27 protein-coding genes, 4 tRNA genes and 1 other annotated feature are annotated in these 26,281 nt (G+C 53.3%); of the genes, 3 read left to right on the forward strand and 28 right to left on the reverse strand.

Going from position 1 to position 26,281, the window contains the following annotated elements:
• The first annotated feature begins 100 nt into the window (after nucleotides 1-100).
• Nucleotides 101-454, forward strand: coding sequence for an EamA family transporter (locus tag MHFGQ_RS13640; protein WP_106005282.1), 354 nt, complete (start codon nucleotides 101-103; stop codon nucleotides 452-454).
• Nucleotides 455-478: 24 nt separating this feature from the next.
• Nucleotides 479-1,129: an NUDIX hydrolase gene (locus tag MHFGQ_RS13645; protein ID WP_106005283.1), complete on the forward strand. Its 651-nt coding sequence runs from the start codon at nucleotides 479-481 to the stop codon at nucleotides 1,127-1,129.
• A 731-nt stretch (nucleotides 1,130-1,860) separates the two neighbouring features.
• Here the strand turns inward: MHFGQ_RS13645 and ychF are convergent.
• The 27 genes from ychF to selA all read right to left on the reverse strand — a co-directional run bounded on the left by ychF (nucleotide 1,861) and on the right by selA (nucleotide 24,818).
• Nucleotides 1,861-2,934: a redox-regulated ATPase YchF gene (gene ychF / locus MHFGQ_RS13650; RefSeq protein ID WP_106005284.1), complete on the reverse strand. Its 1,074-nt coding sequence runs from the start codon at nucleotides 2,932-2,934 to the stop codon at nucleotides 1,861-1,863.
• A 56-nt stretch (nucleotides 2,935-2,990) separates the two neighbouring features.
• Nucleotides 2,991-3,066: transfer RNA gene (locus MHFGQ_RS13655), tRNA-Thr, on the reverse strand.
• 1 nt (nucleotide 3,067) lies between these two features.
• Nucleotides 3,068-3,143: transfer RNA gene (locus tag MHFGQ_RS13660), tRNA-Met, on the reverse strand.
• A gap of 16 nt (nucleotides 3,144-3,159) precedes the next feature.
• A tRNA-Tyr gene (locus MHFGQ_RS13665) sits at nucleotides 3,160-3,245 on the reverse strand.
• A 75-nt stretch (nucleotides 3,246-3,320) separates the two neighbouring features.
• The gene (sigH, locus tag MHFGQ_RS13670) at nucleotides 3,321-3,971 is read right to left on the reverse strand and encodes an RNA polymerase sporulation sigma factor SigH (RefSeq protein WP_106005285.1); all 651 of its coding nucleotides are present in this window, start codon (nucleotides 3,969-3,971) and stop codon (nucleotides 3,321-3,323) included.
• A gap of 118 nt (nucleotides 3,972-4,089) precedes the next feature.
• On the reverse strand, nucleotides 4,090-4,596 hold the full coding sequence (locus MHFGQ_RS13675; RefSeq protein WP_106005286.1) for an NYN domain-containing protein: 507 nt from the start codon (nucleotides 4,594-4,596) through the stop codon (nucleotides 4,090-4,092).
• Nucleotides 4,597-4,610: 14 nt separating this feature from the next.
• Nucleotides 4,611-5,351, reverse strand: coding sequence for a 23S rRNA (guanosine(2251)-2'-O)-methyltransferase RlmB (gene rlmB, locus MHFGQ_RS13680; protein ID WP_106005287.1), 741 nt, complete (start codon nucleotides 5,349-5,351; stop codon nucleotides 4,611-4,613).
• Nucleotides 5,351-6,040: an FAD-dependent thymidylate synthase gene (gene thyX / locus MHFGQ_RS13685; RefSeq protein WP_106005288.1), complete on the reverse strand. Its 690-nt coding sequence runs from the start codon at nucleotides 6,038-6,040 to the stop codon at nucleotides 5,351-5,353. Before thyX ends, rlmB begins: the two co-directional genes overlap by 1 nt.
• Before the next feature lies 1 nt (nucleotide 6,041).
• On the reverse strand, nucleotides 6,042-6,437 hold the full coding sequence (locus MHFGQ_RS13690) for a Mini-ribonuclease 3 (RefSeq protein ID WP_106005289.1): 396 nt from the start codon (nucleotides 6,435-6,437) through the stop codon (nucleotides 6,042-6,044).
• Between the two features lie 10 nt (nucleotides 6,438-6,447).
• A complete protein-coding gene (gene cysS / locus MHFGQ_RS13695; protein WP_106005290.1) occupies nucleotides 6,448-7,875 on the reverse strand; it encodes a cysteine--tRNA ligase in 1,428 nt (475 codons plus the stop codon).
• Nucleotides 7,823-8,533 (reverse strand): serine O-acetyltransferase, encoded by a 711-nt coding sequence (cysE, locus tag MHFGQ_RS13700; RefSeq protein ID WP_106005291.1) that lies wholly within the window; start codon nucleotides 8,531-8,533, stop codon nucleotides 7,823-7,825. The genes cysS and cysE overlap by 53 nt, the downstream gene beginning before the upstream one ends.
• A gap of 45 nt (nucleotides 8,534-8,578) precedes the next feature.
• Nucleotides 8,579-8,809, reverse strand: a binding site (T-box leader).
• A 25-nt stretch (nucleotides 8,810-8,834) separates the two neighbouring features.
• Complete coding sequence (gene ispF, locus MHFGQ_RS13705; protein ID WP_106005292.1) at nucleotides 8,835-9,332, reverse strand: 2-C-methyl-D-erythritol 2,4-cyclodiphosphate synthase; 498 nt, start codon at nucleotides 9,330-9,332, stop codon at nucleotides 8,835-8,837.
• On the reverse strand, nucleotides 9,317-10,015 hold the full coding sequence (gene ispD, locus MHFGQ_RS13710; protein ID WP_106005293.1) for a 2-C-methyl-D-erythritol 4-phosphate cytidylyltransferase: 699 nt from the start codon (nucleotides 10,013-10,015) through the stop codon (nucleotides 9,317-9,319). The genes ispF and ispD overlap by 16 nt, the downstream gene beginning before the upstream one ends.
• Nucleotides 10,003-11,166: a PIN/TRAM domain-containing protein gene (locus MHFGQ_RS13715; RefSeq protein ID WP_106005294.1), complete on the reverse strand. Its 1,164-nt coding sequence runs from the start codon at nucleotides 11,164-11,166 to the stop codon at nucleotides 10,003-10,005. Before MHFGQ_RS13715 ends, ispD begins: the two co-directional genes overlap by 13 nt.
• A gap of 65 nt (nucleotides 11,167-11,231) precedes the next feature.
• Nucleotides 11,232-12,590, reverse strand: coding sequence for a DNA repair protein RadA (radA, locus tag MHFGQ_RS13720; protein ID WP_245907827.1), 1,359 nt, complete (start codon nucleotides 12,588-12,590; stop codon nucleotides 11,232-11,234).
• A 657-nt stretch (nucleotides 12,591-13,247) separates the two neighbouring features.
• Nucleotides 13,248-14,687 (reverse strand): two-component system histidine kinase PnpS, encoded by a 1,440-nt coding sequence (pnpS, locus tag MHFGQ_RS13725; protein ID WP_106005297.1) that lies wholly within the window; start codon nucleotides 14,685-14,687, stop codon nucleotides 13,248-13,250.
• Nucleotides 14,688-14,701: 14 nt separating this feature from the next.
• Nucleotides 14,702-15,907: an HD-GYP domain-containing protein gene (locus MHFGQ_RS13730; protein ID WP_106005298.1), complete on the reverse strand. Its 1,206-nt coding sequence runs from the start codon at nucleotides 15,905-15,907 to the stop codon at nucleotides 14,702-14,704.
• Between the two features lie 68 nt (nucleotides 15,908-15,975).
• Nucleotides 15,976-16,167: a DUF1858 domain-containing protein gene (locus MHFGQ_RS13735; RefSeq protein WP_170066261.1), complete on the reverse strand. Its 192-nt coding sequence runs from the start codon at nucleotides 16,165-16,167 to the stop codon at nucleotides 15,976-15,978.
• Between the two features lie 94 nt (nucleotides 16,168-16,261).
• The gene (locus MHFGQ_RS13740) at nucleotides 16,262-16,570 is read right to left on the reverse strand and encodes an MTH1187 family thiamine-binding protein (RefSeq protein WP_106005300.1); all 309 of its coding nucleotides are present in this window, start codon (nucleotides 16,568-16,570) and stop codon (nucleotides 16,262-16,264) included.
• Between the two features lie 54 nt (nucleotides 16,571-16,624).
• Nucleotides 16,625-16,724, reverse strand: a tRNA-Sec gene (locus MHFGQ_RS13745).
• 60 nt (nucleotides 16,725-16,784) lie between these two features.
• Entirely contained in the window at nucleotides 16,785-17,492 is a 708-nt protein-coding gene (locus tag MHFGQ_RS13750) for an ABC transporter ATP-binding protein (protein ID WP_106005301.1), read from the reverse strand.
• Entirely contained in the window at nucleotides 17,476-18,261 is a 786-nt protein-coding gene (locus tag MHFGQ_RS13755; protein ID WP_106005327.1) for an ABC transporter ATP-binding protein, read from the reverse strand. Before MHFGQ_RS13755 ends, MHFGQ_RS13750 begins: the two co-directional genes overlap by 17 nt.
• Nucleotides 18,248-19,192 carry a branched-chain amino acid ABC transporter permease gene (locus MHFGQ_RS13760; RefSeq protein ID WP_106005328.1) on the reverse strand — a complete coding sequence of 315 codons (945 nt, stop codon included), beginning with the start codon at nucleotides 19,190-19,192 and terminating at the stop codon, nucleotides 18,248-18,250. The genes MHFGQ_RS13755 and MHFGQ_RS13760 overlap by 14 nt, the downstream gene beginning before the upstream one ends.
• Before the next feature lie 12 nt (nucleotides 19,193-19,204).
• Nucleotides 19,205-20,098: a branched-chain amino acid ABC transporter permease gene (locus MHFGQ_RS13765; protein WP_106005302.1), complete on the reverse strand. Its 894-nt coding sequence runs from the start codon at nucleotides 20,096-20,098 to the stop codon at nucleotides 19,205-19,207.
• Between the two features lie 90 nt (nucleotides 20,099-20,188).
• Nucleotides 20,189-21,400, reverse strand: coding sequence for an ABC transporter substrate-binding protein (locus MHFGQ_RS13770; protein WP_106005303.1), 1,212 nt, complete (start codon nucleotides 21,398-21,400; stop codon nucleotides 20,189-20,191).
• 76 nt (nucleotides 21,401-21,476) lie between these two features.
• On the reverse strand, nucleotides 21,477-23,381 hold the full coding sequence (selB, locus tag MHFGQ_RS13775; protein ID WP_106005304.1) for a selenocysteine-specific translation elongation factor: 1,905 nt from the start codon (nucleotides 23,379-23,381) through the stop codon (nucleotides 21,477-21,479).
• A gap of 12 nt (nucleotides 23,382-23,393) precedes the next feature.
• Complete coding sequence (gene selA / locus MHFGQ_RS13780; RefSeq protein WP_106005305.1) at nucleotides 23,394-24,818, reverse strand: L-seryl-tRNA(Sec) selenium transferase; 1,425 nt, start codon at nucleotides 24,816-24,818, stop codon at nucleotides 23,394-23,396.
• 82 nt (nucleotides 24,819-24,900) lie between these two features.
• Here selA and MHFGQ_RS13785 point away from each other — a divergent pair, with 82 nt between their 5' ends.
• The gene (locus MHFGQ_RS13785; protein WP_106005306.1) at nucleotides 24,901-25,317 is read left to right on the forward strand and encodes an Hsp20/alpha crystallin family protein; all 417 of its coding nucleotides are present in this window, start codon (nucleotides 24,901-24,903) and stop codon (nucleotides 25,315-25,317) included.
• On the opposite strand, the gene MHFGQ_RS13790 is transcribed toward MHFGQ_RS13785, so the two are convergent.
• Nucleotides 25,314-26,198: a GerMN domain-containing protein gene (locus tag MHFGQ_RS13790; protein ID WP_170066254.1), complete on the reverse strand. Its 885-nt coding sequence runs from the start codon at nucleotides 26,196-26,198 to the stop codon at nucleotides 25,314-25,316. The genes MHFGQ_RS13785 and MHFGQ_RS13790 overlap by 4 nt on opposite strands.
• Nucleotides 26,199-26,281 lie beyond the last annotated feature (83 nt).

A 26,281-nucleotide genomic window follows, 5' to 3' on the forward strand; every position in this document is an offset into this window, starting at 1 on the left:
TTCCTGCTTGTACCTTGTATATTATTGCCCCTATGCTGTAAAATAATTCCGCCGACGGTTCACTTTGACAATGAAATTATTACGGTGAGGAGGAGGAGATGTGCCGCCCCTGTTTCTAATTCTCTTATCTGTAATTCTTGGATCCGGAGCCCAGATAGCTTTTAAAATAGGGGTTCTCCATGCTGCGCCGCTAAAATTTGATATACCCGGCGTCATCGCTCTCTTGGGCAGCCCTTATATCATCGGCGGTCTGATGGCCTTTGCCGCCAGCTTCCTCCTGTGGCTTAAAATCCTGGCGACGGTTCCCTTAAGTTACGCTTATCCTATGGTGAGCCTGGGGTACGTCTTCATTTTCCTGTATTCCTGGCGTTACCTGGGGGAAAATCTGCCTGCCCTGCGCGTTGCCGGTCTGGTTTTAATCGTCACGGGCATCTTTTTTATCGCCCGCAGTTAAGGATTTTAAAGAGGTGACTTCGTTTTGCCTGATTTTAATCTCGATTTTAAAAACATTAAAGCCCGCATTCGGGAACACAAAAGCGGGCTTCTGGATGCCCATCGATACAATCATGCCGCCGTTTTTTTGCCCTTGCTGGATATAACAGGCGGCTCTCTGTCGCTCCTTTTTGAAGTGCGTTCCCATCGCCTGACAATCCAACCCGGCGAAGTTTGTTTCCCCGGAGGACACATTAAAAGGGACGAGAAGAGCCCGCAGGAAGCAGCCGTCAGGGAGACCTGCGAAGAACTGGGACTAACTCCAGATGCACTGGAAATCTGGGGCGGCCTCGATATGCTGGTTACCCCTTCCCAGTTGGTCATCCATCCTTTTGTCGGTCTGCTATACGGCATTGAAAACATTAAACCAAATCCCCAGGAAGTAGAGGAAGTCTTTACTGTTCCCCTGGAACGCCTCTTGACCCTCAACCCCCTTTATCACAAAGTAAAAATCAAGATAGAGCCGCCGGAAGATTTCCCCTTTGATAAAATTCCCCGCGGACGCAACTACCCCTGGCGGCAGGCAACCTGGCCGGAACTTTTCTATGAATTTGAAGGCCGGATAATTTGGGGGATGACGGCAAGGTTGCTGCATCATTTTCTGGAAATTGTCAGGGAAGCAATGACCGGCAGGTAATGTCCATGCCGTACGCACTATTAAAGGGCGCCGCCGGCGCCCTTCAGTTTATACCGTTAGTTGCCGAAGAAAAGGAGGATAAGGATCAGGAACAGGATTAAGGCCCAACCACTGTTGAATCCCGGGCCGAAGAAGCCGCCCATGGTAATGCCTCCTTTCCCTTAAAGTTTAAAGGAAGCTAACGACGGGTTTAGTTGCCGAAGAAGAGCAGGATAAGGATCAAAAACAGGATTAAAGCCCAACCATTATTGAATCCCGGCCCGAAGCCGCCCATTTTTATATCCCTCCTTTGGCGAAAGCGCTAAAATTAATTACCAAAGAACAGTAGGATGAGTATCAAGAAAAGGATAAAAGCCCAGTTGTTGTTAAAAATACCGTCTGCCATTTTTTATCCTCCCTTCTCCAGTTAATCCAGGTTTTACTTTAATCTATTCCCCAGTTAGCTTAAGGGTTACATTTTTAGGGGCACCATTGATTAAAAAAAGACAAAGAGGGCTATCAGGAGAAAGATAAAAAGAAAGATAAGACCGCCATCGGCCAGGATATTCCTACCCGAGACCTCCGGGCCTTGTACTTCCGCCATGATGTCACCCCCTCAAGAAAACCTACCCGTTCCGCCTGCCATTTTAATGATGGTCACGACATATGGAATCTCCTTTGTATTCTATGTTCGCAAAGATTATAGAGTTACCCATAAAAAAAGCCCCCAATATAGGGGGCAAAATTTTCCACTACACGTTAAAGCGAAAGTTTATAATGTCGCCATCCTGGACGATGTAATCCTTGCCTTCCAGGCGAACAAGGCCTTTTTCCCTGGCTTTATTCATATCCCCTGCATCTTTAAGGTCGTCAAAACCGACTACTTCGGCCCGGATGAAGCCCCGCTCAATATCGCTGTGGATCTTACCAGCGGCTGCCCGAGCATTGGTCCCCTCCCTGATGGTCCAGGCACGTACTTCATCTTCCCCGGCCGTCAGAAAGGATATCAGGCCCAAGCGACGGTAAATGGCTCGGGCCAGACGTTCTATACCAGGCTCGGCGATGCCCATTTCTCGCAGAAATTCCTGCCTGTCCGCCGGTTCCAGGCGGGCTATCTCCCCTTCCAGTGCGGCGCACAGGGTTAAAACGGGTATCCCTCGGACGCCGGCATATTCTTCTACTTCTTTCCGGCCTTGATAATCACCCGCCTTTAATTGCTCTTCGTCTATATTGGCCACTATCAGCATGGGTTTGGTCGTTAAAAATCCCATATGGCGCAGGGCCTGCCATTCGTCGGGCGTCAGGCCGGCCTCTAATAAGGGTTTTTCGGTCTCCAGGGCTTCCTGACATTTCCTTAAAGCGTTCTGTTCGGCCAGCAGTTCCCCTTTGACCTTTTTACCGGCGGCAATCCGTTCCAGCCTGGTTTCCACCAGCTGCAAATCGGCCAGAAGAAGCTCGGCATTTATCATCTCCAGGTCGCGCGCCGGATTGAGACTACCTTCCACGTGAAGCACATCATCCCGCCGGAAGGCCCTGACTACGTGGATTAAAGCGTCTACCTCACGCACGGCGGCAAGGAAGGCCGCCCCGCTTCCCCGCGTCAATCCGGGAACGTCGATGACTTCCAGGGAAGCCGGGGTTATTTTGCGCGGATGGTACAGGACCGCCAAAAAATCAAGGCGGGGATCGGGGATGGGGGCCGTCCTGACATTGGTTTTCGTACGACCGGCAAAGGTGGAGGTTTCCGCCTCGCCCTGGGTCAAGAGATTAAACAAGGTAGTTTTCCCAACAAGGGGTAGACCGATTATACCGCATCTTAAGGCCAAATCTTTTCACCTCAACAATAAAAAAAGGAGCGTCATGCTCCTTTCTTAAAAATTTCTGGAGCCCATAACCGGGATTGAACCGGTGACCTCCGCCTTACCAAGGCGACGCTCTACCAACTGAGCTATATGGGCATGGTTGCGGGGGATGGATTTGAACCATCGACCTTCGGGTTATGAGCCCGACGAGCTACCAGCTGCTCCACCCCGCAAAGTATTTTATGTGGATGGTGGAGGGGGCTGGATTCGAACCAGCGAAGGCTGCGCCAGCAGATTTACAGTCTGCCCCCTTTGGCCAACTCGGGAACCCCTCCACATTTCCTTTTTTCAGACGCAACATTAATTATAACATCACACCTCAATGGCGTCAAGGAAATTTACTATGGTATTTACTGGCTGTGGGCCCGGCGTTCCAGATAACGTTCCAGCTTGCGCTTTACGCGCTGCAAAGCATTGTCGATGGATTTTACGTGACGTTTCAAATCAACGGCAATTTCCTGGTAGGATTTTCCCTCGAGATAGGACATTAATACCTTCCATTCCAGGGAGCTCAGTATTTCGCCCATTTTTTCTTCGATGTCAACGAATTCTTCCTGGCTGATAATTAACTCTTCCGGGTCGGTAATTTTCGAGCCCGAAATAATGTCCAGCAGGGTGCGGTCCGAATCTTCGTCATAGATAGGTTTGTTAAGGGATACATAGGAGTTCAGGGGGATGTGCTTCTGTCTCGTAGCCGTCTTGATGGCGGTAATAATCTGGCGTGTAATACACAGTTCGGCGAACGCCCGGAAGGAAGACAGTTTGTCGCCGCGAAAATCGCGAATGGCTTTGTAAAGGCCGATCATGCCCTCCTGTACAATATCTTCGCGATCGGCACCGACGAGGAAATAGGAACGCGCCTTTGCCCGGACAAAATTGCGGTATTTGTTTATTAAATATTCCTGGGCTACTTCATCACCTTCCTGGGCCAGGTAAACAATATCTTCATCCCCTAGAACTTCATACGGTTGCCACGGTTCCTGCTGCACATTGACACTCATGCCAACGCCTCCAGCCTGGATTTCCCTTAAACAATATTAAGATAAAGGAGGCTTATCTTGTCCAATAACATCAATAATTATACAAGAAAGGTCTCCCGACCGCAAGAGCTACCTGGACTTAACTGCGGCGCCATTTTTCCAATATCTCCCTTGTTTCCCCGCCGAGAAAGTCGTCGAGGAGGTTTTTGCCCGTATCCCTTTGCCCTTTCTCGTCAATTTCCCGGCGGGCTTTTTCAATGTAATCCTTTAACTCGGCTACCGGTAGACGAAGGGCGCCGCCCCCTAAAATCATGCGTTGTTCGGCCGCGTCGGACGTAGCTACGTAAACCTGTCCCTGTTCTCCAAGGTTTTTTACGAGCCTTTCTATAACGGCGTCGGCCGTTTCTCCCTCCTGGCTGTAAATGACTTCCACTCCGCCTATTTTTTCCTTCCTTTCCATCCCGCCGGGGACATGAAGGGCGTCGAATACAAGGATCACCTTTCCTCCCCAGTAGGCCTGGTAATTAATCAACTCCGCTATTAGTTTATCGCGGGCGTGAGCAAAACTTGACTTTTCTTTTAAAGCGATTAGTTCCGGCCAATTAAATAACAAATTGTAGCCGTCGATTATAAGAACCTCCGACACGACTTCACCTCGCTTTATAAGGAGCCACAGTATCGCTGGCGGACGACTTCATACATCAAAACAGCTGCGGCGGCGGCAATATTTAATGAATTAACCTTACCGCGCATGGGCAGCCGAATGGTAAAGTCGCAGCGTTTCCTTACTAGCGGCGAGAGGCCGCGCCCTTCGCTGCCAAAAACCAGGACCAGGGGTACGGTTAAATCGCTGGCGAAGGCCAACTTTTCGCCGTCACCCTCTGCCCCAATGGCCCAAAGACCGCTGTCCTTTAATTTTACGATGGTCTGGGCCAGATTGGCGACCCTGGCCACGGCGAGGTATTCCAGGGCCCCCGCGGCGGTACGGGCCACCGCGGCAGTTAATCCCGCCGCACGTCGCCGGGGAATAATCACGCCGTGGGCCCCGGCGGCTTCGGCAGAGCGCAGCACGGCCCCCAGGTTGTGGGGATCGGTGACCTGATCGAGCATAATCAAAAAGGGGGCTTCTCCTTTTTTCTGCGCCAGGGCCAAGAGGTCTTCTACCTCAACATAACCTTTGGCGGCGGCCAGGGCGACAACACCTTGATGGCGTTCCCCCACCATTTTGTCAAGGACGTTTCTGTCTACCCGCTGGACGGGAACGCCGCAAGTTCGGGCCAGGGACAAGATCTCCCCGATTATCTCGCCTTCCAGCCTTTCGGCCATGAGAATCTTATGCAAATCGCGCCCGGCCCGCAGGGCCTCCCTAACTTGATTCCTGCCCGCGATTATATCTTCCATCACATTTCCTCCCGGACACGCCGGCGCACGACCGCCGCTCGTCCGCAGCTGGCAGAACCTTCATAGCAGACCCCCTCTGTCTCACAGGAAGGTCCGGCATAGCTGAAAATTAGTGGGGCCACCTTACGTACTTCTTCCCTCATCTTCAGGGCCAGCTCCCTTATTTCCCACTGGGCGCGCCGACAGCATCGCAGCCGGAAAAAGTTGAAGAGACTGCGGGCGTTAAAGGTGCAGACCAGCTTCGTTTCGCAGGCGTTCGGCAGGAGGTAGCGGGCGTCTTCCCGGGGCACCAGTTCTTGTAATTCATGATATGCCCTTTGTAAAACCTTCATGCATTCCTGATAGCGGGCCAGGGCCGCGGGCACGGCGGCGATGCTGGGGGGTATGATAAATTCAAAGCCGTCTTCGTTTACGTACCGCTGGGATTTTTGGGAGTAGGAGGCCATGCGGTGTCTTACCAGCTGGTGGGTGAGAACGCGGCTCACCCCTTCAATGGCAAAGGTAAAGGTTATATGCTCCAGGGGAGAGTCGTGGCCCCGGGAAATTAAAAGGCGCAACAGTTTATCAACTTCTTCCCGGGACATTGCCGCAAGGAGCTGGCCGGCCCCCCGTGGGGAATAACAGAGACGGGCTGCCGCCGCCACAAGGCGCTCTGGCTCCGGGGTATGGCTTATTAGTTCAACCTGCATCTTATTCCTCTCCCTCCCGGGATTCCGCTAGGTGGAATATTATCCCCGTAAGTTCTTCCAGCCGATGCCAGTCGCCTTTGAGATACAGATAGCCGAAGAGAGTCTCCAGGGCCGTGCTTGAGTGATATTCCCCGGGCAAAACATTGCGCGGTATATGTCCTGGTCGGGCATTTCGTCCCCGGCGCAAAATATCCTTTTCCGCATCCGTTAAATAGGCTTCCAGCGCCGGTACCAGCCGGGCCTGGGTGGTGGCCCGCACTAAGGCTACGGCGGACTGGTGTAACTGTACCGGCCGGGCGGGACCGCGGCGGAGCAAATGGGTGCGGATCATCAGTTCATACACGGCGTCTCCGATGTACGCCAGAACCAGGGGCGATAACCCGGCAACGTTGTCCATGGCCAGCTCCTTAACTCTTCCTCCAGCGGGGGCCGTGGGGCGTATCCTCGATGGTTATCCCCAATTCTTTAAGGCGATCGCGTATGGCATCGGCAGTAGCCCAGTCTTTGCGGCGCCGCGCCTCCTGCCGGATATCTAAAATAATTTCCATCAAACCCTCGAGGAATTTTTCATCACCCTGGCGGCGATCGCTGCCGAAAAGGCCCATTACTTCCCCGCCCAATTCTTCATAAACGACGGCCGCCCTGTCAACGGCCAAAGGATTGGGAGGGGTCGTCCCACCTAGATAGACGTTTATTTCCCTGGCCAGCTCGTAGAGGGCGGCCAGGGCCCGCGCCGTATTAAAGTCGTCCTCCATGGCCTCTAAAAACTCCCGACGCAGCTCTTCCATCCGTTCGAGGAGGGTCTTGTCTCTGGAGTTTAGCTCCACGCTCCCCATCCCGGCGAAGCGGCCACGGGTTTCGTTTAAAAGCCGACGGGTGTTTTCCAGCCGTTCCAGGCCCTTTTCCGCAGCTGTAAGTCCGGCGTCATCAAAGTCAATGGGGCTGCGGTAATGGGTGGCAAGCAAAAACAGGCGGACGGCCAGGGGGCGAAAACGGCTGATGATATCCCTCACTAGGAAGAAATTCCCTTTTGATTTGGACATCTTATCTTGATTTACAGTAATAAAACCGTTATGCAACCAATAGCGGGCAAAGGTGGAGCCCGTCATTGCCTCCGCCTGGGCGATCTCATTCTCGTGATGGGGAAAGATGAGATCAGCACCGCCGCCGTGGATGTCAAACCCTGGCCCTAAATATTTTAAGGCCATGGTAGAGCATTCGATGTGCCAGCCCGGTCGTCCCGGTCCCCACGGGCTTTCCCATGCGGGCTCATCAATGCCGGCGGCCTTCCAAAGGGCAAAATCCAGGGGATTTCGTTTGGCCGCATTGATCTCTATCCTTGCTCCCGCCCGCATCTCGCCCAGGCTGCGTTTGGAAAGGCGGCCGTAGGCAGGAAATTTTTCTACTTCAAAGTATACATCTCCTCCGACCTCATAGGCAAAACCGCGGCGCATCAGCTCTTGAATTGCGGCGATGATGTCGCCGATGTGCTGGCTTACCCGGGGATAAAAGGTCGCCCGCTTTACATTTAGGGCATCGGCGTCGTTAAAAAATTCGCGGATATAACGTTCGGCAAGGTTCAGGGCCGGCACGCCTTCCTCCCGGGCTCTGTTAATCACCTTGTCGTCTATGTCGGTGAAGTTCTGGACGTAAACGACTTCGTAATTACGGTACTCCAGATAGCGGCGCAGGGTATCGAAAACCACCAGGGGCCGGGCATTACCCAGATGGATGTAGTTATAGGTGGTAGGACCGCAGACGTACATCCGCACCCGGCCCGGCTCAGACGGAGTGAATTCTTCCTTTTTTCCCGTCAGGGTATTGTAGAGGTGCATCATTACCGGCCTCCAGTTCCTCAATCCTTCGTTCCAAACGTTGAATCTGCCGCTGCAGGCAGAGGAGCATTTCCGCCACGGGATCCGGCAGTTCGTCGTGGCGCAAATCGATTTCACTGACCTCCGCATCGGCTATTTTACGTCCGTTGCGCACGACTACTTTACCCGGTACCCCGACCACCGTGCAGTTGGCGGGGACATCCCGTAATACCACCGAGCCTGCGCCTATTTTAACGTTGTCGCCAATGGTGATATTGCCTAAAACCTTGGCGCCGGCGCTGATTACCACGTTGTTGCCGATGGTGGGATGCCTTTTGCCCTTTTCTTTGCCCGTACCTCCCAAGGTAACTCCCTGGTACAAGGTAACGTTGTTACCGATTTCTGCAGTCTCGCCGATAACCACTCCCATACCGTGGTCAATAAAGATGCCTTCTCCAAGTTTGGCTCCCGGATGGATTTCTATACCGGTCAGGAAGCGGTTTATCTGGGATATAAACCTGGCCAGCAGCTTCATGCCGTGATTGTAAAAGAAATGGGCTATGCGGTGCAGCAGCACGGCATGAAACCCCGGATAGCAGAGGATTACTTCCAAAATGCTCCGGGCGGCCGGGTCGCGCTGAAAAATGACTTCAATGTCTTTTTTGAGCTGCCGCCACACGGCTTAATTCCTCCCCCTCGGCTAAATTAAAAGGCCTCTCATCCCCTCAGGGACGAAAGGCCGCGGTTCCACCCTGTTTGGAGACAATGTCTCCCCCTCGGCGGGCAACAATTTGCCCCGGCCTTTAACGGGGCCGACCGGCAGAACCTACTGTCCTTTCGGTCCTGCAGCTCCCAGGAGCACTTCAGCGACCGGTATCCAGGGCCGCTTTCAGCCTTTGGCGACCCCTCTCTGTTGACCCTTGGTACGCCTACTCTTCCTGCTCATTGCCGTTGCAACTGTAAATTTTAAGCCAAATTAATTATACTGCCGGCATCGCATCGCTGTCAAGTAACAGCACAGAGGCCTGGGCGGCTATCCCTTCTTCCCGTCCCGTAAAGCCTAAACCCTCGGTAGTGGTGGCTTTAATGCTGATGCTATCTATGGGGACCTCCAGGGCTTTAGCGATGCGCTCCCGCATTTGCGGGATAAAGGGAGCCAGTTTGGGCCGCTCGGCAATTATGACGGTATCGGCGTTGCCCAGGCGATAGCCCGCCCTTTTAACCATACGATAAACCTCTTGTAAAAGACACAGGCTGTCGGCATCTTTGTAGCGGGGGTCGCCCGGAGGAAAGTGGCCGCCTATGTCCCCCAGGGCCGCTGCCCCCAGCAGGGCGTCGGCCAGGGCGTGAAGAAGTACATCGGCATCCGAGTGTCCTTCCAACCCAAGATCGTGAGGGATCGTCACGCCCCCCAGAATTAAAGGGCGATGTGGCACAAAACGATGGACGTCAAAACCGCAGCCTATCCGCAACTCCATTCACCCGCCAGGATAGCCCGGGCCAGGATCATATCGCCGGGCGTGGTGATTTTTATATTTATCTCTTCCCCGTAGACTAAACGCACCGGGTATCCGGCCTTTTCCACCAGGGACGCGTCGTCGGTGGCCGTCCAGCCGTTTTCCTTCGCTTTGCTGTAGGCGTCGACAAGCCATTCCCGGCGAAAGACCTGGGGCGTCTGCACCGACCACAGCCCCTCCCGCACCAGGGTGGCGGTTACTATACCTTCTTCATTTCCCCGTTTAATAGTTTCTTTGACCGGCAGGGCCGCCACGGCGGCTCCGGTTTTCCCGGCGGCGTCGACCACCCGTGCCAAAAGGGCCAGACTTAAAAAAGGCCGTGCACCGTCATGCACGGCCACCCATTCCGCCGGCGGGGCTACCGCTTTAAGACCGGCGGCAACGGAATCCTGCCTCTCCTCCCCGCCGGCGACTATTTCTTTGACCTTGCGGAAGGGACCTGCGGCCACTATTTCCCGGCAGAGGTGAATATCCTCCCCGCGGGTAACAATAATAACTTCATCTACCAGCGGCGAAGCTTCAACGACGGCCAGGGAATAGGCCAGGACGGGTTTATCTCCCAAAGGCATGTAGACCTTGTTGCCTCCCGCCCCCATACGGCGGCCCTGTCCGGCGGCGGCTATAATGAAACTCAAGAAAGGCACTGGTACTCACCCCGTTCCAGGGTCTGGTGATTGGAGCCGGCCTTCCTTTCCGGACCTTTGGGACGGGCAAAAATCATCCTACCGGCCGCCGTTTGCAAAACGCTGGTCACTACCACGGCAATGGTCTGGCCGATATACCGGCGGCCGTTTTCAACGACAATCATCGTACCGTCGTCCAGGTAGGCTACGCCTTGACCGATCTCTTTACCGTCTTTAATAACCTGGACCGTCATTTCTTCTCCCGGCAGAACGACGGGTTTAACAGCATTGGCCAGCTCGTTGATATTTAAAACCCTTACGCCCTGAAGTTCGGCGACCTTGTTAAGGTTAAAGTCGTTGGTCAAAATGGGGGCGCCCAGTTTTTGGGCCAGGCGGACCAGTTTGCTGTCCACTTCCGACAGGTCATCAAAGTCGACTTCCAGAACCTTAACGCTAACTCCCATTTCCTTGCGAATTTTATTTAAAATATCGAGGCCGCGGCGGCCGCGGTTGCGTTTTAACAGATCGGAAGAATCGGCAATATGGCGTAATTCCTCCAGGACAAAGGACGGTATGATCATGGTCCCTTCCAGGAAGCCGCTCTTTAAAATATCGGCGATGCGGCCGTCGATGATGACGCTGGTATCGAGTATTTTGGCCCCGCTTCTGCCGCCCTCCTTGCCACCTTCTACCTTGATCCTGTCTCGCTCCCTTCCACCCAGCCTCGGGATGAGATTAAACAACCCCCAGACCTCGTCTTTCCTTTTCGTACCCAGGCTCCAGCCCAGGTAACCCAAGAAAAGGCTGCCGGCCATGGGAATGTAGGGTCCTACAAAGGGCAGATGAAAAAAAGAAGCCCCCAATAAATTGGCAATGATAAGACCAAAAATAAGTCCCAAGGACCCGCTTACTATATCCTGGGCCGGCAGGCGCTGCAGCCTTCCTTCTAGCCAGCGTGTCGACTGGGTGACAAAATCTATCAAACGCCCCGACAGTACATATCCTATAAATGCGGCCATCAGGGTCACCAGGCCGAGGAGGGTTAACTTAAGTCCAGGCAGGGGGCTCGTCCCCCAGTTCTGCTGCCAGACGGCCAGGACCAGCTGCGTGGCGTAAAAGCCGCCCCCTCCTGCCGCAAGGGCTATGGCAACCCTTACAACTCGATAAAGCATCCCTTCACCTTCTTTACTTTGCTCCTTTTCAATTTTCCCTCTCCCTTCCCATCTTATACCGTGGTTTAAATTTCCAGGCCGACTTCTAAGGCCTCAATCACCGACCGCACGCTATAAAATTCGCAATCATTCTGGGAAAAAAGGCTGCTTTTATTTCCCGCGGGTATTATAAAGCGTTTAAAGCCCAGGCGGATGGCTTCTTCGATACGTCTCTCCAGCTGGCTTACGGCCCGGACTTCCCCAGCCAGACCCACCTCCCCCAAAACTAATGTTTCTTGGGCTACAGGTCTGTCTTTAAAACCGGAAGCTATGGCCAGACAGATAGCCAGGTCGGCGGCCGGTTCATTTATAGTAATGCCCCCGGCGACATTGAGATAGACGTCGTGGCCAGCCAAATTTAGGCCCGCCCGCTTTTCCAGGACCGCCGTAAGGAGCAGGGCACGGTTATAATCGACGCCGGTAGTCAGCCGCCGGGGGTTGCCGAAGGATGTCGGGCTTACCAGGGCCTGGATTTCCAGCAGCAGAGGCCGCGTTCCTTCCATGCAGGCCGCCACACTGGAGCCGGCAACGCCGACCGGCCGTTCGGCTAAAAGGGTTTCCGAAGGATTGGCCACCTCTTTCAGCCCCCGGGCATCCATTTCAAATATGCCGATTTCATTTGTCGAACCGAAGCGATTTTTAGCCGCCCGGAGGATACGGTAGGCCTGGTAGCGTTCTCCTTCAAGGTAGAGGACGGTATCCACCAAGTGTTCAAGGACACGCGGGCCAGCCAGAAAACCTTCTTTGGTAACATGGCCGACGAGGATGACGGCCGTGCCTCCTTTTTTGGCCAGGCGCTGAAAGCGCGCCGCACACTCCCGGACCTGGGAAACGCTACCCGGTGCCGCCTGGATGGCCGGAAGGTACATTGTTTGAATTGAATCAATGATGGCTACTACCGGGTCCAGTCCTTCAATTCCGGCCAGTACACCTTCGACATCCGTTTCGGCCAGGAAATATATCGGCCCCTTCAATGCCTTCAGTCGCTGGGCCCGGAGTTTTACCTGCTCTGGGGATTCTTCCCCTGAAATATAAAGGATTTTGCCGTACCTTTCGGCGAGGCTGTGGGCTACCTGTAAAAGAAGGGTGGATTTGCCGATGCCCGGTGCGCCGCCGACGAGGATCAAAGAGCCCGGAACCAGTCCACCCCCGAGGACCCGGTCCCATTCCCCCAGCATACTGACCAGACGCTCACCCTTAATATCGGCGATTTCCGTCAAAAGGGAGGGGACTGCCTCCTTCCTGCCTCTTCCCTTCACCATTTCTCCCGCTACAACTTCTACCACCAAACTATTCCAACTGCCGCAGGAAGGGCAGCGGCCCAGGTAGCTCCATGTTTCGTAACCGCATACCTGGCAGATAAAACGCTCCTTTATTTTGGCCAACAAAACACCTCCTCCAGGCATTATACACCATTAGGTCCTTTGATGGGAAGGGCTGCCAAATTATATTGGTCAAACTATGCCAAAAAATTCATACCAACGGGCGTATAGTCATGTGCCGGCCGGGATAAGATAGGAATACCAGGGTCGGCAGGGGCTGAGCCCAGAGAATTATCGGGTCTTAAAAAGGCTCGGTAATTTTCGGCCAAAGGTGGCCGTCGGGTCTGAAGGCTCGGCGGCGGCCGGCGGGAAGAGCGGCAGCCGTTGATAACGATCTGCCTTCGGTTTTAGGGCCGCCGACAGATCGCTAGGGATGGTTGCCGGTCGAGCTAAGACGGTCAAGGTTGCCGTCAGAGGGCGGACCTTTCCGGTAGCTTTGATTGTCGAGCAAAGGTCGTTGCAGTTGCTTTAAATGAAGGGTAGCTGCGGCGGCCGGAGCGAAGGTCCTTGCCGGCTCTTTAAAATGAAGGTCCTCCTATGGGGAGCGGCCTTCATTTTAATTTGCTTAAAAAAAATAGCCCAGGACCTCTGGGCTTTAAAAGGAAATATATATGTTAAAGGAGGTCAGAGGACACCTTATTGGAGTACCTCAGGTATCATGTTCAATGATATTGTAACTCATTACTGTTAAAAATCAATTGCGTCTTGATTAATTTTAGGTTAATTTTTTCCTTCTTCTGCCGCCGGGACGATAAAAAAGAAACGACTACCCTGCCCCGGCCGACTTTCTACGCCAACTCTACCCCCGTGGACTTCAACAATATGTTTAACAATGGCCAGACCCAGGCCAGTTCCCCCCATTTCCCGGGAACGGGCCTTATCAACCCGGTAAAAACGTTCAAAGACGCGGGGCAAACTTTCCGCAGGGATGCCAATACCGGTATCCTCCACCTCCACCCGTATGCCGTCTTCTTCTTTGGCCGCTCTAACGGTTACCCGGCCACCAGCCGGAGTATATTTAATGGCATTATCGATTAAATTCAGCAGTACCTGGCTTAGATAATTCTCCCCCATAGCCAGCGGGGGTATATCTTCAGCAATTGCCGTTTCCAGTATAATCCCTTTTTCCGCTGCTAGGTGTTCCACGGTGGCCAGTACTCCATCCAAAACCGGCTTAAAGACAGTCATGCCGCGAGATCTTTCTATACCGCCGCTCTCCAGACGGGAAAGGGTAAGGAGATCGTCAATCAACTGCTGCAGACGCCTTGCTTCTTTGTTGATAATACTTAAAAATCGGCGGCATAACTGGGGATCCTCCATAGCGCCCTCGAGGAGGGTTTCGACAAATCCTCTAATGGAAGTAAGGGGGGTTCGTAGTTCATGGGAGACGTTGGCCACAAATTCCGTCCGCATTTTTTCCAGTCTGCGCATGGCGGTCATGTCGCGGATGGTGAGGGCCGCTCCTACCACCCTTTTTTGGGTGCTGATGATGGGCGAGCCGTTGATTTTAAAAAACTGGTTGGTGGTCGGGAACAGGCGCGTTTCAATTTCCCTTGGTTCGCCGCTGGCGATGATTTCTTTAACCATTTTATCGACTTCGTGGCTGCGGATTACTTCCAGTAAATATTTCCGCACCACTTCTTCTTCCTTTTTTCCCAGCATAGCTTCTGCCGCCGGGTTTAAAAGCATGATCCGCCCCACCTGATCTACGGTCAACAAAGCGTCGCCCATGCTGGCGATAATGGCCTGGATTTTATTGCGTTCTTCAACAATTTCCCGCAATGTGTTTCTGAGGGTTTCCACCATTACGTTGAGATGATGGCTCAACACGCCAATTTCGTCATGGTTCTGCACTTCCAGGCGCTGTTCCAGGTCGCCTTCGGCAATCCGTCGGGTTAAAGGCAGGAGGGCCCTGAGGGGCATGATGATTTCTCTGGAAATTAGAAAGGTGCCCACGGCCATAACGACGACGATGGCCACGGCCGATAGCAGCAAAATCCCTTCCAGGTGTCCCGCCGCCGTATTTACCTGGGAAGGCGTGAGGCCAGCCCCATCAAGGACGCTTTTTACCGCCTGGCGCAAAAAAACGCCGGCCGCCGTCAGGCTTAAAAAAAGCAGCACCATAAAATTCACGGTAATTTTTAAAGCTAAAGAACGCACTGACCTCACCACCGTTAATTATGTAAGAGGCAGTCTGCCACGGCCACTACCGCCGGATCAAACTGAATACCACTCCCCTTTGCCAACATGGCCAAGGCTTCTTCAAAGGTCCGCGTGGGTTGATACGGCCGCCGGGAGGTCATGGCATCAAAAGCATCGGCCACAGCTATAATCCTGGCCCCCAGGGGGATCTCAGTCCCCTTCAGGCCGTAGGGATAGCCTTTACCGTCGTAGCGCTCGTGATGCAGCCCGGCGTCACGGGCTAAACTTTTGAGGCTTGTAACCCCGTTCAGCAGCTCTATGGTCCGTCCCGGGTGTTGCTGTACGATTTCCCATTCCCGTTCGTCTAGGCGGCCAGGTTTGTCTAAAATGGCCCGGGGGACGGCAATCTTGCCAAAATCATGGAGGAGGCCGGCTATCTCCAGGCGTTGTATCCCCTCGTCGTCCATCCCGAGGCAGCGCCCTAGCTTCATGGCATAACTGGCGACGCGCCGGGAATGACCGGCCGTGTAGGTATGCTTGGCGTCGATAATCTGGGCAAAAAGGTTTATAGTAATCATCATCGGCTCATTTATATTAAAATTCACCGGCGGTAAGTTTAAAATGGTGTGAAACATCTTTAACTCCAGGGCGGGAAGGGTGGCGACTTCGTCAAAGAGGCCGCCGGACATTACTTTATCGAGGACGGTTACCAGTTCAGCCGGGATGGCTCCCCCGATCCTTCTTTGCAAGGTCTCCTTGACGGTGGACCAGGGGCGACCAGGAAGTACGCGCAAAACCAGATCGAATTCATCGGCCAGGCCCAGCAAAAGGGCCCCGGGATCGATGGCCTTGCCTTTCAAACCCGCGGGGTAGCCTGAACCGTCGTAGCGTTCGTGATGCTGGCGGACCATGGTCGCCGCTTCCTCGCCAAGTCCGGGGATTGCCGCCACTATGTCCGCGCCCTTCTGGGGATGGGCCCTGACTTCTGGATTTTTTCCCCCATCTCCCTTAAGGATAATATGTACCAGATGATCATCCAGGCCCATGCCGCCAATGTCGTGCAGCAAACCGGCATAAAAAACCAGGTTTGCCTGTTCGGGTAATACCTTTCGCGCCATTTCTCCCGCCACCAAGGCCACGCGCCAGGCATGATAAAGCTTTGTATTTTCTTCTACATCCAGAATGTTGGACAAAGCGACGATAAGCTCGCAGAAGGTACGCTCCGCCCCGCATCCCATGATTTAAAACCCTCCTATAAAAAAATCGCCCTTTATTTATTATAAAGAGCGATTCCTAACAATCACCTTTATTCCCCGGTTCCTTTATTAACGACCTTATTTAAATCAGCTATCAGTCTGTCAACGTCGATGCCGTGGGCCCGGGCCCCCTGCTCAATGTTTTCAAAACGTGCCGCCGCACAGCCGAGACAGCCCATACCGTGTTCCATAAAAACTGGCACCGTCTGGGGGTATTTGCTGACGACCTCGGTGATGCTCATCTCCTTGGTAATGGCGACCACCCGGTTCACCTCCTGCTGGATTTTTCAAATACTCATGATATACATTATAACTGTTCAACATTTCATTGTAAAGTTAACAGCAACCGAGTTTTTCTGCCACAGATTTAACTTTGCCCTCCATAGTAAGTTCTTTGTCGCGCCTGTCGTCGATCCTGATAAGGGTCATGGAACGAAGGGCGCCCCTGTCAAAGGGGATTTCGTGGAGCTTGCGCAGCAAAGGAAATAAAACGTCCAGTTCCCCTTCTATAATTGTTCCCATGGGCGTCAATTGATATTTAATATCCGGCGTCGCCGCCAGCAGCCTGTGGACGTCGGCTACATAATGGCTGATGCTGGTGCTGCCAGTGCCCAGGGGTGCTATCACAACTTCCAGAATGGCCACCGCCTGCACCTCCAAGCCCTTGCTTTCCAAATTTACCCTTTAAACCTCAATTGCTGGCGGGAGTGTGTGGGAATCGAACCCACCGCGCCCGGGTCTAACCCACGCGCCGACTGGATTTGAAGTCCAGGCAGGCCACCAGGCCCGATCCACCCCCAGGCCATTATACGCCCGGGAAAAACAGAAGTCAAGGTGACCCCTTTACCCCATAAACCAATTACCCTCCAAGGTAGGCCTTTCTAACCGCTTCGCTGTTTGCCAGTTCGCCGGCACCGCCCTGCAAGGTTATGCGACCGGTTTCTAAAACATAGCCGCGGTGGGCAATACTTAATGCCATATTGGCGTTTTGCTCTACAAGTAAAATAGTCGTCCCCTGTTCGTTTATTTCCCTGATAATATTAAAGATTTCCTGGACAAGGATGGGAGCCAGGCCCATAGAAGGCTCGTCCAGAAGGATGAGTTTGGGTCTGGCCATTAACGCCCGGCCGATAGCCAGCATCTGCTGCTCACCGCCGCTTAAAGTGCCGGCCATCTGTTTCTGCCTTTCCTTCAAACGGGGAAAGCGGTCAAAGACTTCTTCCAGCCCCTTACTTATTTTTACGCGATCGCGGTGAACGTAGGCCCCCAGCTCTAGGTTTTCCCTTACGGTAAGGTTGGCAAAAATGCGCCTACCTTCTGGAACCTGGGAAAGCCCCAGCTTAACTATCTCCTGGGCCGGCAGCCCCACAATATTCCGCCCTTTGTAGATAATAGAACCCTTCCTAGGACGTAATAGGCCAGATATAGTTTTTAAGGTGGTGCTCTTTCCGGCGCCGTTGGCACCTATAAGGGTCACAATCTCCCCCTCGTTGACCTCCAGGGATATCCCCTTAAGGGCGTGGATGGCACCGTAATAGACATTAAGTTCTTCAACCTTGAGTAGCAACGCCGTTCACCTCCCGGCCCAGGTATGCTTCAATAACCCGTTCATTGGCACGAATGGCGGCGGGAGGTCCCTCGGCAATAACCTGGCCGTAATCTAAAACATAAATCCGCTCGCATATTCCCATGACCAGTGACATATCATGTTCTATCAAAAGGATTGTCAAAGCAAATTCCCGGCGGACCCATTCGATTAATTCCATCAGTTTTTTGGTCTCCTGGGGATTCATTCCGGCCGCAGGTTCGTCCAGAAGAAGCAGCTGCGGATGCGCCGCCAGGGCGCGGGCGATCTCCAAACGGCGCTGCTCGCCGTAGGGTAAATTTTTAGCCTTTTCATCCTGATAGGCCTCCAACTGAAATATCCGCATAAGCTCCTTACTTCTGGCAAGGATCTCGTTTTCCTTGCGGTGAAAGGCAGGGAGGCGCAAAACGGCATCTAGGACACGGTAGGAGTTGTGCCAGTGAAAAGCAATCCTCAGGTTGTCAAGCACGCTCAGGTCCCCAAAAAGACGGATATTCTGGAATGTTCTGGCAATCCCCTGACGGGTAATCTGGTAAGGCTTAAGCCCTTCAATATTGCGGCCGTTAAAAACAATCTCCCCCCGGGTAGGCCGGTAAACCCCCGTTAAAAGGTTAAAGACCGTCGTTTTCCCCGCTCCGTTTGGCCCAATAAGGCCTACCAGTTCACCTCGCTCGATGGCTAAGTTGACATTGGCCACCGCCATCAAACCGCCGAAGGAGATGGTCAGGTCCCTAGTCTCAAGCAGAGCCACCGGCAGCACCTCGTTTCGCTATCCTATTGCCAAGGCTGAGTTCTTTATTTCCCATTAAACCTTGGGGCCTAAAGACCATGATCACGATGAGCAATACGGCATAAATAACCATTCTTAAAACGGCCAGATCCTGAAGGGCGGCGTTGACCAGGGTAATGGCCGCAGCGGCTATAATGGAGCCGGTAATACTGCCCAGGCCTCCGAAAACTACCATTACCAGAACGTCAAAGGAGCGAAAAAAGGTAAAGGAGGTGGGCTGGATGAGGTAAAAATAATGGGCATAGAGGGCGCCGGCCACTCCGGCGAAAAAGGCTCCCAGGGCAAAGGCCATAACCTTATAATAGGTCGTATTAATACCCATGGTTTCGGCGGCAATTTCATTTTCACGGATGGCCACGCAGGCGCGCCCGTGGGTAGAGTTTAAAAAATTGACAATAACCACAATGGTGATTACCATCATGACGTATAATATGGTCCAATTGGTCAGGCGGGGAATGCCGATTAGACCGGCGGCACCGCCTATATACTCGATATTATTGGCCATACCTTTAATAATTTCGCCGAAACCCAGGGTGGCTATGGCCAGGTAGTCGCCCTTCAAACGCAAAGTGGGTAGACCAATGATGATTCCTGCTACGGCGGCCGCCAGGGCACCGCAGACAATAGCCAGGGCAAAGGGCTGATGGAGCTTCATGGTAAGGACTGCGGCCACATAAGCGCCCACGGCCATAAAACCGGCATGTCCCAGGGCCAGCTGGCCGGTAAACCCGACGATTAAATTTAAGCTGACGGCTAGGATAATGTTAATGCCCAGCATCATCAAGTTGATTTCCTGAAACTTGCTGATCATCCCCATGGACTGCAAGGCATAAACTACGAAGTATATAAAAAGGATACCGGCCGCAGTTAAGAGGTTCCTCCGTTTGAACACCGCCTTATTCACCTACACCTTCTCGGTATTGCTTTTGCCCAGGAGGCCGGCAGGTTTGATGAGCAGGATTAAAATTAAGAGTAGAAAAACAATGGGATCCCTCATTTTACTGCTCCAATAGCCGCTGACCATGGTTTCGAAAATGCCTAAAGCAAAGCCGCCCACCATGGCTCCCGGAATAAGGCCGATGCCCCCGATGACTGCCGCAACAAAGGCCTTCAACCCTGGCATGATGCCCATTAAAGGTTGAATCGTATTATAATAGAGCCCCAAAAGGATGCCGGCCACGGCGGCAAAGGCCGATCCCAGGGCAAAAGTTACAGAAATGGTGTTATCCACATTGATACCCATTAATCTCGCGGCGTCGGAATCATAAGATACGGCGCGCATGGCCTTTCCCGCCCACGTGTAACGGACGATATACTGGAGAAAAAGCATAATGGCTATCGTTACTGCTAAAATTATTATCTGGAGGGTGGTGACGGTTATGGGAATGCCCATTAAGGTGATGGGCAATTGCACGTTATTAATGGTGCCGGCCGGGTATGAACGAATATCAGTCCCCAGGACCATGAGGCCTCCATTCTCCAGCAGGAGCGACACGCCTATGGCCGTGATAAGGGCAGCCAGGCGCGGCGCATTGCGCAGGGGCCTGTAGGCAATCCTCTCAATGATCACACCCAGGAGACTGCATGATGCCACGGCAAGAAAAAAGGCCCACCATATATTGAGTTTTAAATAAACAACGGCCAGAAACCCTACATAAGCCCCCACCATCAAAATGTCGCCGTGGGCGAAATTAATGAGTTGGATAATACCATAAACCATGGTATATCCGAGGGCGATGAGGGCATAAATGCTACCCAGGGAAAGACCGTTTATTATCTGTTGCAGAAAAGCGGCCACCTGTCGCCAACTCCTGTCTTAAAGCCTAATAAAGGCCAATGAGGGGAAAGTTCCCCCCATTGGATATTGATAAATTTATACTCAAACGGGTTAATTGCTTGTGGGCTGAATCTTCGTCTTTAAGGTCTGTTTGCCGTCAACGAGGGCGATGATGGCGATTTCTTTAACGGGGTTATGATTGCTGTCAAAACTCATTTTGCCAGTAACGCCTTCGAAATTCTTAGTTTCGGCAAGGGCCTGACGGATGGCCTCCGGTTCGGCCTTGCCGGCCCGGTTGATGGCGTCGGCTAAAAGATAAGCAGCATCGTAGCCAAGGGCGGCAAAGGCATCGGGCTCAGTGCCGTACTTTTCTTTGTAAGCCTTAACAAAGGCCTGTACCTTGGGATTGGGATCGCTGGCCGAATAATGGTTGGTAAAATAGGTATCCTTCAAATTGGCCGCTCCTCCGGCAAATTCGGCCAGTTTAGGCGAATCCCAGCCGTCGGCGCCCAGCATGGGCACGTTGAGGCCCAATTCCCGGGCTTGGCTGACGATTTTACCCACCTGTTCATAATAGGCCGGGACGTAAATAAGGTCGGCGCCGGCATTTTTAAAGCGGGTTAGGAAAGGACGAAAATCCTGATCGTCCTGATTGAAACTTTCTTCGGCAACTATCTGGCCGCCCCGCTTAGTAAATTCTTGTTTAAATACCTGATACAATCCCTTGCTGTAATCGTTGGTGTTGTCGTACAAAATGGCAGCCTTTTTAGCTCCCAAATCTTTGACGGCGAATTCCGCCCCAACTATCGCCTGGGGTGGATCAGTGAAGCAGATGCGGAATATATAATCGCGCACCTTTTTTGTCTGGGGATCGACGGTAATGTCGGGATTGGTGGCCGATGTGGTAAGTAAAGGAACCTTATTGTCGGTAGCCACAGGTATTGCCGCCAAAGTGTTGCCGGTGGTAGCCGGACCCAAAAGGGCGACAACTTTATTTTCAGTTACCAGCTTGGCGGCAACGCTCATTGATTCTTCCTGCTTGCTGCCGTTATCCAGGACTATAGGATTAATCTTTTTGCCTCCCAAAACGCCACCTTTACTGTTAATTTCTTCAAAGGCCAGAAGGATAGCATTTTTGGTATTGGTGCCGTAAGTAGCCACTTTGCCGGTAAGCTCGTAATTGACACCGATGTTTATCTCATTACCACCGCTTGCAGTTCCCTGCTGACCGCCGCTTTTTTGTCCCTGGCCGCAGCCGGCCAAAAGGGATACCGCCAGGAGCAAAACGAGGGCGATTAAAGTAATCCGCTTACTCTTCCCCATCTGAGCTACCTCCTCCGATTTTTTACATCTGGTAGGCACAGTATAAATTAATTATAAAGCGTCGGGCAAACGGCTGTCAATTGGCAATGAAAATGCGTTTGTCCCCCTGGCGGCGGGTTAGCTTCAATCTGTCGAGGTATTCTAAGAACGGTAAAATAAATTTACGCGAACTGCCCAGGGCGTCCCTTACCTCTGCGAGCCCAAAGGGTCCAGTGCGGCCAAGTTCCCGCACCACATTTACTGCTTCTTCAAAGGCCTCACGGTGCCAGTAAAATTCTTCGTTGATCTTTACCAACACACCTTCCCGCACCAGATAGTGAAGGAGTTCTTCCAGTTCGGACGGCTGCACTTTAAAGTTGGCCGCCACCCCTTTAAAGTCAGGGGGTTGCCAGCGGGCCGTTCGGTAATATGCAGCTATGCCTTCTAATAATTCCTTTTGTTTAGGTGTAAGGTCCGGTTTAAAACCGGCCAGGGCTACCGTCCCTGCAGTAAAAACGATACGCCCTTCCCGGGACCACTGCTCTAGCAGGGGTTGAAAAACACGCGCCGGTATTTGGGAGAAACAGCGGGAACGCAGCTCTTCTTTGCCCAGGCCGGGACGTAAAGGGTAACGGCAATGAAAATCGGTCAGCGCCCTTTCTGTTTCCCGCCACCACGCATCCATTATTTCTCTGTCCACAATATATAAGTCGTGTTCACAGGGAAGCATAACAAAAAGCCCTTCTGCGGCCATCCCATGGAGGAGCTCGCGGGCATCATCTACATTCATGGCCGCTGCGGCGGCAGCTTCCGTTAAATTGATGCCCTGCCTGTGTTCCTTGATAATCTGGGCAAGGACTTCCCCGGGCGTTCCCTCCAATTTCTTGCGCAAAGATGCGAGGACATTGGTATCAAAGCGGCGATGCCGGGGGGCGTCCGGATCGATGACCACGCCGCCGCCTATAGTCTCCATAGGAGAATAGCTCCTGAGGACGAAACGATCGCCGCGCAGGGAAACCACCGGTTCTTCCATGAGAAATTGGACAAGGGCATTTTCGCCGCCCTTAATCTCTTCCCGGTCAAGAAGGATTATCCGTCCCAAAATTTCCGCCGTACCTAAATAAAAACGAATACGGCTGCGGTTTTCAATGGTGCGTGAGCCGGACAGCAGTTTAACTGTAGCGTCTATGCGGCGGGCCGAAGGTAAATGTCCTGGCGTTGCCAGGGTGCTTCCCCTGCCCACGGCTTCTTTGTCGACCCCGGCTAAATTGACAGCCACGCGCTGGCCAGCCAGGGCTTCTCTTACATTTTTGCCATGGACTTGAAGATTGCGGGCCTTAGTTTTTATGCCTTGGGGTAGAATTTCTAAATCGTCTCCGACTTTGATGGTTCCCGTCCAAAGGGTGCCGGTAACTACCGTGCCAAAACCGGTAATGGAAAAAACGCGGTCGATGGGCAGCCGTACACCCCCGCGGGCGGGTCGTGGGGGAGTTACTGCCGCCAGTTCGTCCAATTTGTTAAGGAGTTCGGGTATCCCTTCACCGGTTACGGCAGACACGGGAATGATGGGGGCATCGGCCAGCACCGTTCCCTGGACGGAGCGACGTACGTCTTCCTGCACCAAATCCAGCCACTCGCCATCGACCAGGTCTATCTTGGTGATAACGATAATTCCCTTCTTAATCTGCAGCAAATCGATGATGGCCAGGTGTTCCCTGGTCTGGGGCATCACGCCCTCGTCGGCGGCGACGACCAGCATTACCAGGTCCATGCCGCCAACGCCGGCCAGCATTTGGCGAATAAAACGTTCATGACCGGGCACATCTACCAGTCCTAGCAGGCGGCCGCTCGGTAAACGCAGGGGGGCAAACCCCAGCTCAATGGATATGCCCCTTTCCTTCTCTTCCTTGAGCCTGTCGGTATCTACGCCTGTTAAGGCCTTTACCAGAACGGTTTTCCCATGGTCGACATGGCCCGCAGTTCCGACGATAATGTACTCCACAGACAGCTCCCCTCATGCATTATTACTTTCCCCGTCAGGCAAGCCGACAAGATCAAAGGCCTGCACCAGGGCCGCGGCCAGTTCCCTGTTTTCCCCCGGCAAAAGGGTGCGGACATCTAGAATTAAGGCGTCTTCCTGAATCCGCACTAGCACCGCAGGCTCAGTCCGCCGCAGGCGGTGGGCCAGCTCTGTAGTCTCCACTTTCTCCGGCATAACGGCTACACCCCAGGAAGGCAACTCAGCTAACGGTAATGCTCCCCCTCCCGCCTGGGAGGTAATGGATTTTACTTCTACCCTGGCCCGGGATGCCAAAACTCTTGCCAGGAGCTCACACAGGTGCTCGGCCTTTTTTTGCAGCTCCTCCGGCGTCATGGTCAGAGCGGCGAGGGTGGGAATTTCCTTTACGGCCCTTTCAGGATAACGATAGGCCAAAAGGGTGGCCTCGAGGGCGGCAAGGGTGAGTTTATCGACCCGCAGGGCGCGGGTTAAAGGGTGACGGGCTATGGCCGCTATTAGCTCCTGCCGCCCCACAATGATTCCGGCCTGGGGCCCACCTAAAAGTTTATCGCCGCTAAAGGTTAACAAATCCACTCCCTGCCTGACTTCATCCTGAACCGTCGGTTCCCCTTGAAGACCATAGCTTTCCAGGTTCAAGAGTACGCCGCTGCCCAGGTCTTCCATTACGGGAATCTGATAGCGGCGACCAAGGGCCACCAGCTCCTTCGTCGTGACCTCGTGGGTAAAACCCCGGATACGATAATTGCTGGGGTGAACCTTTAGCAGCAGGGCCGTTTCCGGTCCTATGGCCGCTTCATAATCCTTAAGGTATGTTTTATTAGTCGTCCCTACTTCCACCAGCCGGGTGCCGCTCTGGGCCATAACTTCCGGGACCCTGAAGGAACCGCCGATTTCGACCAGCTGGCCGCGGGAAATAATCGTTTCCCTCCCGGCGGCAAGGGCGGAAAGGCTTAAAAAAACGGCACCGGCGTTGTTGTTGACCACCAGGGCTCCTTCGGCGCCTGTCAGCTCCCGGAGCAATGTGGAGACATGCTCGTAGCGATTGCCGCGGTGTCCCGTTGCTAGATCGAACTCTAAATTGGTATAGCGCCTGGCCGCCGTATAGGCTGCCATAGCGGCGGCTTCGCTTAAAATCGCCCGTCCTAGGTTGGTATGTAATACTGTGCCCGTAGCATTTATGACGGGGCGCAGACTTCCCCGCCTGTCGCTTATATATTTGTCCCTTATCTCCCGGGCCAGTTCATCTGTTGCCGGCGGCTCCATCCCCGCCCGTATACGGTTCCGCCAGGCCGTCAAAACCTCGCGGGTGCATTTAACCGCCAGCTTATGGTCAGCCAAGGCCAGATCCTTAAGGGAGGGGTGCTGCAATATTTGGTCCACCGCCGGCAGCTGCCTTAGACGTTTTTGGAGCTGATCCATAATTTTCTCCTCCTCCAGTTATAATCCTCGCCTGCCGGTTAAAAAATATACATCAAGAAAATTTTATAGAGGAGGTCGTCCTATGAGTATCGGGCCCTGGCGCCCCTTCAGCGAGTTGGCCGATTTCCGTGAGGCCATGCTGCGCAACTTCTTTACCGGCCCCTGGGAAATCGGCCCCCGTTTCGATATTTACCAAAACGATAGGGAAGTAGTGGCCACCGCAGAACTGCCGGGCCTTACTTCCCGTGACGACGTCGAAATCACCGCTACCGAAGACACCCTTACCGTGAGGGGTGAAATACGCCGCAGCGAAGAAACCGATGAACGTGACTACCATCGAACCGAACGTTTTTACGGCACATTTGCCCGTACCCTTAGCCTTCCGGCCAGGGTAGAGCCGGAAAAAGCAACGGCAACATACAAAAACGGCATCCTGGAAATCCGTCTCCCCAAAGGGGATAACCAGCGGCAACGGCGTATACCCATCAGTCTCCACTAACGTTTAAGGAAGTTGAGTTTTTCCGGCCTGGTTAAGGGGGCACCGATGGCCGAACCCTCGGGTAAATATTCCCTCTTTTGCCCTTCTATAAGCAATTGCACCCTGTTGATACCGGGAAACTGGGTCAGGGTGAAAAGGAGGGAATTGAGGAGGGCGGTTTCGGCCGCGCTGCCCCCGCCGTAGGCCGTAACTTCTTTGCTCAAATCTACGGTGGCCAATCCATCGGCGATGCTGAAATTCAATAACCTGGTACCGGGCCAAACGGTACGCACCAGGTTACTGTCGGCCGGCGGCCCGGCCAGCAGGGCCAAAACCGCCGCCCTGGGCAGGTCGCCCGCCGTGGCACCGGACGGTAAGGGTACCGTGACCGGCACCAAAAAATTGGCTTTGGCGTCGCTAAAGTATACCTGCACACCCTCCTGTCCGTTCTTTATCAGGCTGTTGATTGTTTCCGGACGGGCAAGGGGCGTATTGAGTTTTAAGCCGGCCAACTCCGTAACGGCCTGCCCTTCGACTAGAATATTGACGTATTTAACGTTCTCTATGTTTGTCAGAGTTAAAACCAGGGCCTTAACTGCCTTTTCCGCCTGTTCTTTATTTTGTACAGCCAGCAGTTCCTTGGTGAGGTCGACGTAAACCGTATTGAGATCATCCAAAACATAAATATCCCGCAGTTTAACTCCCTCGGGCATAACTCCCTTTAAACCATCCACCTGGGGACCGGCAAGGAGCTTTTCCACGGCAGTTTTGGCTACTTCGCGGGTAGGAGTAAAGGTTATGGTAACGGGTACAAGGTAGGTGCCATCTTCAGTTAAATAATAAACTAAAACCTGCCCCAGCTCCCGCGTTAAAAGAAGGGGCTGTCTCACCTTATTACTCACCTTGTCCTCCTGAGGGGCAGGTTTGGATTTGCTGAAACATCCGCCGGTTATTCCGGCTAAAACCAGAACAAAGGTTAGCAATA

Origin of the sequence: Moorella humiferrea (assembly GCF_039233145.1) — a bacterium.
Lineage (GTDB): Bacteria > Bacillota > DSM-521 > Neomoorellales > Neomoorellaceae > Neomoorella > Neomoorella humiferrea.

Coding starts and splice junctions, on each gene's coding strand:
- sigH (WP_106005285.1), bottom strand. CDS start 3,971: ATGAGTGTCAATGTGCAGCAGGAACCGTGGCAACCGTATGAAGTTCTA.
- rlmB (WP_106005287.1), bottom strand. CDS start 5,351: ATGGAAGATATAATCGCGGGCAGGAATCAAGTTAGGGAGGCCCTGCGG.
- MHFGQ_RS13715 (WP_106005294.1), bottom strand. CDS start 11,166: ATGCTTTATCGAGTTGTAAGGGTTGCCATAGCCCTTGCGGCAGGAGGG.
- selA (WP_106005305.1), bottom strand. CDS start 24,818: ATGGATCAGCTCCAAAAACGTCTAAGGCAGCTGCCGGCGGTGGACCAA.
- MHFGQ_RS13690 (WP_106005289.1), bottom strand. CDS start 6,437: ATGGACAACGTTGCCGGGTTATCGCCCCTGGTTCTGGCGTACATCGGA.
- MHFGQ_RS13785 (WP_106005306.1), top strand. CDS start 24,901: ATGAGTATCGGGCCCTGGCGCCCCTTCAGCGAGTTGGCCGATTTCCGT.
- thyX (WP_106005288.1), bottom strand. CDS start 6,040: ATGCAGGTTGAACTAATAAGCCATACCCCGGAGCCAGAGCGCCTTGTG.
- cysS (WP_106005290.1), bottom strand. CDS start 7,875: ATGCACCTCTACAATACCCTGACGGGAAAAAAGGAAGAATTCACTCCG.
- MHFGQ_RS13730 (WP_106005298.1), bottom strand. CDS start 15,907: ATGGGATGCGGGGCGGAGCGTACCTTCTGCGAGCTTATCGTCGCTTTG.
- MHFGQ_RS13770 (WP_106005303.1), bottom strand. CDS start 21,400: ATGGGGAAGAGTAAGCGGATTACTTTAATCGCCCTCGTTTTGCTCCTG.
- MHFGQ_RS13735 (WP_170066261.1), bottom strand. CDS start 16,167: ATGAGCATCACCGAGGTCGTCAGCAAATACCCCCAGACGGTGCCAGTT.
- ispF (WP_106005292.1), bottom strand. CDS start 9,332: ATGGAGTTGCGGATAGGCTGCGGTTTTGACGTCCATCGTTTTGTGCCA.